We start from the raw sequence: 10,378 nt of genomic DNA on the forward strand, positions 1-10,378 counted from the left end.
TTTAATAAAAATATTTAATGATTATACGGCTTTATTCTTAAACAAGAAGTGACCAATTACCCATTCTCGACCTTGATCTAAACCGAATAATTCAGCACATGCCATAAAGAAAATACGCCAACGCTGCCACCAAGCCGCAGCATCTTTACCGTAAGTCTTTTCAAATAGCGGTTTAAGACTTTGTTCTTGCCGATCCATATTGTCTAACCAAGCATTTGCTGTTCGCTCATATGCTTGACCCGACCATTGCCAGTGCTGTTCAAGCTGTAAATGATCTTGGAAATGCAAGAAGGTAGATGCTGATGGCATTAGACCTCCACTAAAGAAGTACTTAGACATCCAATCATATTCATTTTTAATTTCAAATGGATAATGTAAAAAACGATGGCAGAAAATATGACACCAAAGTAAACCATCGGGTTTTAGCCAAGTGCTAATTTTTTCAAATAACTTTTGATAATTACGCACATGCTCAAACATTTCAACCGATACAACACGATCAAAAGATGCTTTATCAAGTTCTAAAACATTTACATCGCAAGTAATTACGGTCAAATTATTAAAGTTCTTCAGGCGTGCCTGTTCTTGAATATGAGCACGCTGTGTTGCAGAGTTTGAAACAACGGTAATCTTCGCATTTGAATAATGCTCCGCCATCCATAAACTGAGCGAACCCCATCCACAACCAATTTCTAAAATCGCTTGCCCATCTTGTAATTGTGCACGCTCACAATACGTTGCTAAAGCAAATTCTTCTGCTTCATCTAAGGTTGTAGATGCCTTATTAAATAAACTTGCGCTATATTTTAAACGCTTACCCAAAACTGCTTGGAAAAATTCAGTTGGCAATTCGTAGTGCTGTTCATTGGCTTTATCTGTTTCTATGGCAATTTCACTGCTTTTAAGCATGTGTAAAACGTCCATATATCGCTTTGCAGCCAGTTGAGGATCATAACGACCTTCTTGAGTAAGACGCTTTTTACTTAATGCACGAATTGCAGCGCGAATTGCTTGATCTGGAATTTTTCCACTTTCAATTAGCTTTAAACTTTGTTGAATCATAAAGTCCATTTGTTTACCTACTCTTTGGGTTGCCACGGAATAAAAATAGAAGTACGTCTTTGATAATCTTTGTAATTGTCACCACGATGTTGCAAAGCTTGTTGTTCACTAAATGGAATGCCTGTCACATAATATAAAAACAAGAACATTAGAATTGGGTAAATCCAAAGACTATACACACCAGCCGCTAAACCAATAATTGGATAAGCAAACCAATGTAACCATTCAAAAAAATAATTAGGATGGCGTGAATAACGCCATAATCCTTGATCCATTGTTTTCGCTTTATTTTCAGGATTTTGTTTAAAGCGATACAATTGTTCATCTGCCAAACTTTCACCCCAAAATGCCACCAACATAATGATTGCAGCAACTACAAGATAAATTATGGTTGATGAACCCCATTGCTCCATTGGTATATTTAACAATGCCAACATTGGATAAGAAAAAAGAACAATTAGCCCTGCTTGAAATAAAAAGAAAGCTAAAAAACCAAGATGTTGATATTTACCCATAGCACGGCGCATGTTGGCATAACGGGTGTCTTCTTCAGTTTCATGACAATAACGACGTAATAAATGCCAAGCTAATCGAAGAAACCATATTCCGCTTGCAACAGCTAGAAACACTCGAACCATAAGTGGTGCTGTTTCAAATATTAGCGATGCTAAAATTACATTGAGCGCAATACCAAATGCCCAAATGACATCAACTAAACCTGCACGTTTGTTATAGCTCACCCATAACCAAGCACAGAGCATCAGAAAAACATTGAGCCATATAAAATTAATAAACATACGCTACTCCCGATTCATCTGATTTAGCCAATGCATTAATATGAACTTGCCTCAAATAACAGGTGAACATCACTAATCACACCTTCTTTAAAACCACCTTCGCAGTAGCACAGGTAAAAATCCCACATGCGAATAAAGTCTTCATCAAAACCGAGTGCTAAAACTTGTTCACGTTGTGCAAGGAATGCATCACGCCAATAATGCAATGTTTGTGCATAACTTTGACCAATATCTTCTAAATGTTTTAAACGTAATTTTTGTTCAGATGCTGCTTGAGTCATCACGCTAATGCATGGAATAAAGCTGCCTGGGAAAATATAACGCTTAATATAATCAATGGTTTTTAGCGCTTTTTCATAACGAGCATCTTCAATGGTAATAGCTTGAATGAGCGCAAGACCATTTGGTTTGAGCAGTTGACGACACTGTTTGAAATAGGTTGATAAATACTGTTCTCCAACGGCTTCAATCATTTCAATGGAAACTAATTTGTCGTATTTACCTTCTAACAAACGATAATCTTTAAGCTGAATTTCAACACGATGCGAAAGACCCGCTTCTTCTACACGTTTAACAGCTTCATCGTATTGTGCTTGCGAAATGGTAATAGTCGTTACTTTGCAGCCATAATGCTGTGCAGCATAAATTGCAAAGCCACCCCAACCACTGCCAATTTCAACCAAATGATCGAGTGGTTTTAGTTGAAGTTTCTGACAAATAAGTTCTTTTTTATAATCTGAAGCCTGTTCCAAAGTCATCTCTGGATCTTTAAAAACAGCGCTTGAATACATCATGCTTGGATCTAAAAACAATTTGAAAAAATCATTACTTAAATCATAATGATCTGCGATATTTTTACGACTTCCCTCAATTGAGTTTTTACGACTGCTATACCAAGCCTTCAAAAATAATTGACTTACTTTAGAAAATACATTTTGATTCATTCGATCAAGCACATCTCTATTTCGTGCCAAAATCTGAACCACTTCAACTAAGTTTTCGCTTGTCCAATATCCCGAAATAAAACCTTCTGTTGCACCTAACACACCATTACGAAACAACAATTCAATCAATTTTTTATCGTGAACATGAATAACAGCTTTTAAATCACTTTGTTCACCAACCGTGCCATTCCAAACCCCTTTAAATATGATTTGACCATGACGTAATTTAAGCAAATGACGTAAAACAACTGGTAGTGAATCTGATTCACCCATAACAAGTGTCTTCATAGTTTAATCTTTCCATTATCTTTTTTAGGGTGCCGATAAAAAGGAATTTTCTTCTTCCATAAACGAAAGGCATTTATATAAATTCCTATCACCATTTTGAACGGCTCCAGTACACTTGAAATAGCATAATGCGTCTGTTGTGAAGGAAATGTGATGGGCTGTAATGAAAACCGCATAGTTGCATCAAACTGCAAAACACCTGTTTGAAACAACTGCATATGAATAATGGTCTGTTCATCTGAAAAGCTAAATTGCCAACGGTAATCTAAATCCATAGGCATAAATGGCGAAACATGAAACTCTTTTTTAAATTCGAATTGATGACTTTGATATAACGAATTCTGCACCGCATTTTCACGACAGTCATGAATATAGACTTTACGTTCATTCCAAGGCGTATTGGTAATTTCACTCAATAGAAAACATGGGGTTTTGGCATTATCAAAGACCACATAAAACACAACAGAATTAAAGCGAAAACCGAGTGTTCGAGGTAATGCTACAACTCGAATTTTCATATCTGGCTTAACAATGAAATCCTTTTTTTTAAGTAAAATTCGTTGAACTTTTTTACGAATACTCCGCGATTCCATATTTAAAAAATCATTTTCATTAATGGTTAGAACATTCCATCGCTTTGTTGACCATAACCATGATTTTTGGCTGAATTCCTCAATTTTATCTGGGTCAAAGCATAGATATTTGAGCTGCGCAGAAAACTCATGTGACTTTGGCAAATAACGTCTATGCCTAATATGACTGTGTGCAATTGCCAGACTATATCTATGCATATGATGCTCCTATACTACAACTTGTGTAGTTTTAAGAATGTCATCTACCACCCAAGAAGCACTACGCGCACCATCTTCATGGAAACCCCAGCCCCAATATGCTCCACAAAATGAACTTCGATTTTGTCCGTTAATTTCCATCCAACGTGACTGAGCATCAATAGCTTTTGCATCAAATACAGGATGTCGATAATGTCTTTCTACAAAAATATATTTCGCGTCTATATCGAAATTTGGGTTTAGCGTTGAGAAGATTTGTGTTTTGCACTTTAAATTTTGTAGCTTATTCATCCAATAACTAAAACCGTAATGGATATTCGAGTTTTGGAACGGCGTTTGCTCCAACGATTTACTTTGAGTCACATGAACATGCCAACTTGCCCACTGTCGCTTCGATTTCGGCATAATATTCGTATCACAATGTACAACCATATGATTATTTTGATATTTGAAATGCCCAAGCACATCTTGTTCAAGTTCTGTCGCATCTTGTATTAAAGCAAGCGTGTCATCTGCATGACTGGCAAAAACAACCCAATCAAATTGTTCCGTTGCATTATCTGTTTGTATTAACACTTCATCTTTTAAACGTGTAACAGAAGTCACACCAACTTGTTTAAACTTAATATTTTTACATTGTGCTTGTATTGCACGAACATAGGTCGCAGATCCGCCTTTCACGGTTTGCCATAAAGGTCGATCTTTAAGTTGCAACATTCTATGGTGCTGAAAAAAGCTCACAACAAATTTATATGGGATATTTCCTGCTTGCTCTGGCGGGCAAGACCAAAGCGCACCACACATTGGATACAAATGTTCTTGACGAAATGCTTCGCTATAAGCATTTTTATTTAAATATTCTTCAATACTTAAATCTGCATCGCAACTACTTACATCAAGGTCTTTATTTGCTGCATAAAATTTAAATAAATCCGACAGCATATTGCGGAAATTGGCGTTAAGAAAATTTTGTGGACGACACAATAAAGAAAACTTTTTTGAAGGATTATATTGCAAACCTGTCACTTGATTATTTACAGAAAACCCCATATCACTGCTTTGCGCTTCTACGCCAAGTTCAGCAATCATTTGGCTAAACAACGGATAATTATGATCATTGAAAACAATAAATCCGCTATCTACAGAAACTTTTTCACCGTTAATATTGAGTTCATGCGTATCTGTATGCCCACCAAAATACGTATTTTTCTCAAACACCGTGACTTCATGTTTTTGGCTTAATTTCCAAGCGGCATACAATCCAGAAATTCCTGAACCAATAATGGCAATTTTCATCATACTTCCCCAGATTCATTGTTTTTGGTGCTTGTCATGTCTTTTTTAAGTCTTCTCTTTTGAGAAATCTTACTTACATCATAAATGCGTGCAGGAATTGGTTTCATTCCCCAAACAAGCCCCAACCAAGACATAATTTTTAAAATGTAATAAGTCACATCAATTTGCCACCAATAGAAACCTTGGCGTGTACTTCCCGCATAAAAATGATGATTGTTATGCCAACCTTCGCCTAAGGTAATAATAGATAAAAATAAATTATTTCTGCTCTGATCTTGAGTATCAAAATCACGGCGACCATAAAGATGTGCCAGGGAGTTAATACATAAAGTTGCATGAATCAGCAGAACTGTAGATACAACAAAACCCCAAACTAGAAGTTGTAAGCCCGATGTTCCCAACTGAGGATGTGCAACAGCTAACCACTCACCCAATAGATAAATTGAGCCAGCAGTCAGTAACACCACAATCATACTAAACCGATCTAACCAAATAAGTTCTGGATATTTCAACCAATCTTTAATTACTTCTTTACGCGTGGCAAAGTTATAGTCATTTAAGAACCACCCCACATGACTGTACCAAAAACCATGTGTCGATGAATGTGGATCCTGTTCTGTATCTGTAAAACGATGATGATAGCGATGATGTGCTGCCCACCACAAAGGACCACGCTGTGCGCTCATGGTTCCTATTAAAACAAATATAAATTGAATAATACGAGAGGTTTGAAAAGTTTTATGCGATAAATATCGGTGGAAAAATGCTGTAATTGAAAACATACGAATGATATAAAACGCCCACCCAAAACACAGCGCAAACCATGACACGCCCACCCAAAACACAGCCAAACAAGCCAAATGCAGTAAAATAAATGGAATAATTCTGACCCATTGAATTTTTGCGTTTTCGGCTGAAATGGTTTGTATAGATGTAGGCATCGACCAACTATCTATCCATCGCATCAGACTATTCAACATGAATCATTCCTAGTTCAAATTGTTATGTTCATTTTCATAAGTTTAGCGATGAAAAGATGAAGTTTATGTGAAGCTAAATTCAATATAAAAAAAAAGCCGAACTAAAAAAGCATGAGTTCGGCTTATACAGAGAAACTTATACAAATTAAGGTTCCTGTGGAGTTTTAATCAATTTCTCAACATCATAACCATATTGTTTGGCAGTATTTAAATAAGACTGATATGTCGCATCATCAATTTGAGCATCACGCGACAAAATCCATAAATATTTATCACTTGGCCCGCCTACAAGCGCAACTTTATACTCAGGGTCTATGCGAAGAACCCAGTAATGACCTTTAGTAAATGGCAACCATCTTAAACCTTTAGGTAAAAAACTCACTTTAAGTTTGCTATTCCCTTCATTTTGAGAATAAGCCACGCCTTCAGAGCTAATTTTTCCACCATCTTTCGTACTACAACTATTGAGTACAGTCATGGTTTTGTCAGGATTCACGGTATATTGTGCTTTAGTGTTCGCAACACATTTACGTTGAAAATACATAGGTAAATGAGCAATTTCGTGCCATTGACCTGCATAACGCTGAATATCAACTTTATCGACTGCTTGCGGTGTAACTGTCTGGGCTTGTGTAGCTATGGAAATAGCTAAGCCACTTAAAGCCAATGCTGTACCAGCAAAAATTGATTTTATTGCTGTTTTCATATTGTTATACCTATAAATAATGTTAGATGACTTTTCCATCTTCAATGTAAAGTTACTACTGTGAACTAAGTGTGAAGTTACTGAATTTAAATTATTTTAATTAGCAGTATTTTTAAAAATTCACATAATTTTGACGTACTTCCTATTATTTTTAGTTCAACTTTATTGTGAATATATATTTTGAATGAAATATAAGGATGAAAAATGTCACAGTCTCAAAAAATATTAGATGCTGATACATCACGTATTATAGAAATGGCTTGGGAAGATCACATTCCTTTTGAAGCAATTGAACGTGAATATCATCTTAATGAATCTGCCGTTATTCAGCTCATGCGTAAAGAGTTAAAATTAAGTAGTTTTAAAATGTGGCGAAAGCGTGTAACAGGGCGCAAGGCTAAACACTTAAAACTAAAACAAGATGTAGATGTTGCATAGCAATTATATAAGCTTTGAAAATTAAAAAAGCACTTAGAGCTTTCACCTAAGTGCCTTAATAATTGGTGTTTCATACAAAAATAAGCATCTAATTTATTGTTTTAAAATTAGTTTATAAAAAATTAAAACACATACATCGAATCTTATTATTTAAATAAATATCAAGTTATTACCTATATTTATCACACTACTTATTAAATCTCTTTTTACTTTAAAAAAAACGAATTAGTACTTCTTAAATTGCGTATTTCTTCGCTCCTACTTTGGCGCTTATATTCTCTTTAACATCAAAACTTAAAGTCCAATGTAAACCTCATTTAGGAGCAGTAAGCATGTTGAAAAATGAACATGAATTATTTGATCGAGATGGTGTGGTTATCATCCGTGGATTATTTAAAGACTGGATTCCTCTGCTTGAAACGGGTGTAAAAGAAAATGAACAAAATCCAGGACAGTGGTTTCGTGACTACCCCCCCCCGCGCAAACCGAAGGTAAATTTTGGGCTGATTATTGTAATTGGCAACGAATTCATGCTTTCAACACATTTGTAAAAGATAGTCCTGCTGCTGAAATTGTAAAAGCCATTATGGGCTCTCAATCTGTTCGAATGTTTCATGAACATGTATTGTTCAAAGGTGTAGGCTCAGCTAAAGTCACACCTTGGCATCATGATGCTCCTTATTATCCTGTAGATGCCAAACGGCTTTGTTGCACAAAGCTATTCTTGAGGGCTTCTTTAGCAATATAATTTCCAGATGAAGAAGCCTGCACCTAAAACTTACCGTACAACCAATTGGTCCTCGTATAACCAAGCTTTAATCAAGCGAGGAAATATTTCAATCTGGTTTGATCCTAAGACCCAATGGTATGCACAACCACAAGGCAAGCACGGACGAAATCAAACTTATTCCGATACAGCGATTCAATGCTGTTTAATGATCAAATCTCTATTCCTTCTTTCTTTACGTATGGTCACTGGCTTTGCTCAAAGCCTGATTAAACTCTGTGGCTGAGCAGCCCCGAATATCAGTGATATTCGTACTCCACCCTCTGTAGACGACAAAAGCATATTGATATTGCGATAAGCTATCAGAAAAGTCGTGATGGGTTACACCTACTCGTCGACTCTACGGGTTTAAAATTTTTAGGTGAAGGTGAATGGAAGCGTAAGAAACATCAGCCTGAATACCGTCGGCAATGGCGTAAACTGCATATTGGTATAGATGCTGAAACACTGCAAATACGTGCCGTTCAGCTTACGACAAATAATGTCAGTGATTCACAAGTACTAGGTGATTTACTGGATCAAATCCCACCAAATGAGCGAATAGATTCTGTCTATACCAATGGGGCGTACGACACGAAGTGCTGCAGACAAGTGATTTCAGATCGTCAAGCACATGCAGTAATTCCACCCAGGAAGAATGCCAAGCCCTGGAAAGATTCTAAAATCAGTTCAATAGAACGAAATGAGTTACTTCAAACGGTTAAGCATTTAGGCAGAACCCTATGGAAAAAATGGTCGGGCTATCACCGTCGCAGTTTGGTGGAAACCAAGATGCATTGCATCAAATTATTAGGAGATAAGCTGACGGCAAGACATTTTCAAAGTCAGGTCAATGAAGTTCATGCGCGTGTGGCAGTTCTGAATAGATTTACGGAATTAGGTAGACCTCACACCCAAGTTGTCACTTAAATTTTAATGGATTGGGGAAAACTCAGCTTTTGAATGTTTATGCAACAAAGCCTGTTTATAATTCAAAACGGCGACATGGTTCCAATGGGCAACGTTCTCCATTAGATTATGAAAAGGCCCATCAAAGATGATTATTTGTGTCTAGAATTTTGGTGACTATTCTCTCTTCTAACTTCATCCCAACGATTCTTGAAATTCGTTTTATTAGATTCAAAATATTTCCTATATTCGCTTATAGTTAGCTTCTCAAAAACTGCATTTTTAAATCCTTTATGTCCCCGACTCTTATTTTCAAAAACCAATAAATCATCTTCAGTAAAATTTGAAATAATCCTACGTATAATACTTTTAGCCTCTAAGATCCTTTCCTTTTTATCTGAAATTGGCATCTCTTTATCAATAAGATTTGATTCCTTGAGCAAACTATTCAAATGACGGTATTGAATGAAATATAGCCTCATAGAAATCATAAACTTATCCCATTCACTTAAAAGTTCCATCTCTTTATATACATACTTATCAAGATCACTTAAAAACTCATCACTATCAATTTCTCCAAGCTCTTCAAAATCCACTTTAAATGTGCTTCTGGATTTTTTTAATTGACTTTTTATTTTTATTAATATTTTTATATAAAGTTTTACTAGCTCTGTTTCTGACATTTGTTCAATAGTCACTTGCTGCATATAAAAAGCAATTAAGTTAATTGCCTGTTGAAGAGAATATAAGGATATTTTTTGTTGTTGAATTTTTAAAATACTTTCTTTATGAGCATTTAATCTTTCTGACTTAAGTTGACTTAGTTTTATATCTTGAGTCACTTTCTCTCGCAGATCCTCACCAAAAAGAAAAGTATTACTCATATCTTGCTACCTATTTGCTACCTTTTTTATTATCAAAAAAAACCACTTAGGATTAATACACCTAAGTGGTTGTTTTATATGGTGGGCCCAGACAGACTTGAACTGTCGACCAACGGATTATGAGTCCGCTGCTCTAACCAACTGAGCTATAGGCCCTATATTAACTCAAAAGCTTATATATCAATGCTTTTGATGCGGGGTAATGCTATCCAATAAAATCTATTTTGACAAGCTTTTTATTGCGGTAGGCACATAGTAGGCTTTAGAAATTATTGTCATATATTGTCACATGTTGCGAACATACGTGATTCTATCCATCTCATCCTTAAGAGTAAAGCTCACTAAGACATTTATTAATCAACTCGACTAGATTTCTGCTATATGTGTATCAACCTCACTTTAAAAATAATAAATTACCACAAATGGATTAGCCTTTTACATAAGCAAAGATTGCACTGATGTGTGCTGAAATAACAGGACACTTCCACTTGGGAGATTCTAGGCAACCAACTTGTAA

At 35.8% G+C, this 10,378-nt stretch carries 11 protein-coding genes, 1 tRNA gene and 1 pseudogene; 4 read left to right on the top strand and 9 right to left on the bottom strand.

Annotation, left to right across the window (positions count from 1 at the left end):
- Window positions 1-21 precede the first annotated feature (21 nt).
- From SKM54_RS09435 to SKM54_RS09465, 7 genes are all read right to left on the bottom strand, one after another.
- Window positions 22-1,071 carry an SAM-dependent methyltransferase gene (locus tag SKM54_RS09435; protein ID WP_321095223.1) on the bottom strand — a complete coding sequence of 350 codons (1,050 nt, stop codon included), beginning with the start codon at window positions 1,069-1,071 and terminating at the stop codon, window positions 22-24.
- Between the two features lie 8 nt (window positions 1,072-1,079).
- A complete protein-coding gene (locus SKM54_RS09440) occupies window positions 1,080-1,859 on the bottom strand; it encodes a DUF1295 domain-containing protein (protein ID WP_248103534.1) in 780 nt (259 codons plus the stop codon).
- Between the two features lie 35 nt (window positions 1,860-1,894).
- Complete coding sequence (locus SKM54_RS09445; protein WP_321095224.1) at window positions 1,895-3,091, bottom strand: cyclopropane-fatty-acyl-phospholipid synthase family protein; 1,197 nt, start codon at window positions 3,089-3,091, stop codon at window positions 1,895-1,897.
- Entirely contained in the window at window positions 3,088-3,882 is a 795-nt protein-coding gene (locus SKM54_RS09450) for a DUF1365 domain-containing protein (RefSeq protein WP_321095225.1), read from the bottom strand. Before SKM54_RS09450 ends, SKM54_RS09445 begins: the two co-directional genes overlap by 4 nt.
- Before the next feature lie 9 nt (window positions 3,883-3,891).
- Window positions 3,892-5,178, bottom strand: a complete 1,287-nt coding sequence (locus tag SKM54_RS09455) for an NAD(P)/FAD-dependent oxidoreductase (RefSeq protein WP_321095226.1) — start codon at window positions 5,176-5,178, stop codon at window positions 3,892-3,894.
- Window positions 5,178-6,158 (bottom strand): acyl-CoA desaturase, encoded by a 981-nt coding sequence (locus SKM54_RS09460; RefSeq protein ID WP_321095227.1) that lies wholly within the window; start codon window positions 6,156-6,158, stop codon window positions 5,178-5,180. The genes SKM54_RS09455 and SKM54_RS09460 overlap by 1 nt, the downstream gene beginning before the upstream one ends.
- Before the next feature lie 145 nt (window positions 6,159-6,303).
- Complete coding sequence (locus SKM54_RS09465; protein ID WP_321095228.1) at window positions 6,304-6,864, bottom strand: lipocalin family protein; 561 nt, start codon at window positions 6,862-6,864, stop codon at window positions 6,304-6,306.
- A 204-nt stretch (window positions 6,865-7,068) separates the two neighbouring features.
- Here SKM54_RS09465 and SKM54_RS09470 point away from each other — a divergent pair, with 204 nt between their 5' ends.
- From SKM54_RS09470 to SKM54_RS09485, 4 genes and pseudogenes are all read left to right on the top strand, one after another.
- Window positions 7,069-7,302, top strand: a complete 234-nt coding sequence (locus SKM54_RS09470) for a TIGR03643 family protein (protein WP_248103548.1) — start codon at window positions 7,069-7,071, stop codon at window positions 7,300-7,302.
- Between the two features lie 332 nt (window positions 7,303-7,634).
- Window positions 7,635-7,853, top strand: coding sequence for a hypothetical protein (locus tag SKM54_RS09475; protein ID WP_321095229.1), 219 nt, complete (start codon window positions 7,635-7,637; stop codon window positions 7,851-7,853).
- Window positions 7,829-8,050 (top strand): phytanoyl-CoA dioxygenase family protein, encoded by a 222-nt coding sequence (locus SKM54_RS09480; RefSeq protein ID WP_321095231.1) that lies wholly within the window; start codon window positions 7,829-7,831, stop codon window positions 8,048-8,050. The genes SKM54_RS09475 and SKM54_RS09480 overlap by 25 nt, the downstream gene beginning before the upstream one ends.
- Window positions 8,051-8,057: 7 nt before the next feature.
- Window positions 8,058-8,998: pseudogene (locus tag SKM54_RS09485) on the top strand (IS5 family transposase).
- A gap of 131 nt (window positions 8,999-9,129) precedes the next feature.
- On the opposite strand, the gene SKM54_RS09490 reads toward SKM54_RS09485, so the two are convergent.
- Together SKM54_RS09490 and SKM54_RS09495 are read right to left on the bottom strand one after the other, a co-directional pair.
- A complete protein-coding gene (locus SKM54_RS09490; protein WP_321095230.1) occupies window positions 9,130-9,861 on the bottom strand; it encodes a hypothetical protein in 732 nt (243 codons plus the stop codon).
- A 79-nt stretch (window positions 9,862-9,940) separates the two neighbouring features.
- Window positions 9,941-10,017, bottom strand: a tRNA-Ile gene (locus SKM54_RS09495).
- Window positions 10,018-10,378: the final 361 nt, after the last annotated feature.

The sequence above is a fragment of the Acinetobacter faecalis genome, from assembly GCF_034187745.1.
GTDB classification, from domain to species: domain Bacteria; phylum Pseudomonadota; class Gammaproteobacteria; order Pseudomonadales; family Moraxellaceae; genus Acinetobacter; species Acinetobacter faecalis.

What these genes read in the sequence shown, in the direction of transcription:
- SKM54_RS09470 (WP_248103548.1), top strand. Translation starts at nt 7,069, where the DNA reads ATGTCACAGTCTCAAAAAATATTAGATGCTGATACATCACGTATTATA.
- SKM54_RS09440 (WP_248103534.1), bottom strand. Translation starts at nt 1,859, where the DNA reads ATGTTTATTAATTTTATATGGCTCAATGTTTTTCTGATGCTCTGTGCT.
- SKM54_RS09450 (WP_321095225.1), bottom strand. Translation starts at nt 3,882, where the DNA reads ATGCATAGATATAGTCTGGCAATTGCACACAGTCATATTAGGCATAGA.
- SKM54_RS09490 (WP_321095230.1), bottom strand. Translation starts at nt 9,861, where the DNA reads ATGAGTAATACTTTTCTTTTTGGTGAGGATCTGCGAGAGAAAGTGACT.
- SKM54_RS09460 (WP_321095227.1), bottom strand. Translation starts at nt 6,158, where the DNA reads ATGTTGAATAGTCTGATGCGATGGATAGATAGTTGGTCGATGCCTACA.
- SKM54_RS09465 (WP_321095228.1), bottom strand. Translation starts at nt 6,864, where the DNA reads ATGAAAACAGCAATAAAATCAATTTTTGCTGGTACAGCATTGGCTTTA.
- SKM54_RS09475 (WP_321095229.1), top strand. Translation starts at nt 7,635, where the DNA reads ATGTTGAAAAATGAACATGAATTATTTGATCGAGATGGTGTGGTTATC.
- SKM54_RS09435 (WP_321095223.1), bottom strand. Translation starts at nt 1,071, where the DNA reads ATGGACTTTATGATTCAACAAAGTTTAAAGCTAATTGAAAGTGGAAAA.
- SKM54_RS09445 (WP_321095224.1), bottom strand. Translation starts at nt 3,091, where the DNA reads ATGAAGACACTTGTTATGGGTGAATCAGATTCACTACCAGTTGTTTTA.
- SKM54_RS09455 (WP_321095226.1), bottom strand. Translation starts at nt 5,178, where the DNA reads ATGAAAATTGCCATTATTGGTTCAGGAATTTCTGGATTGTATGCCGCT.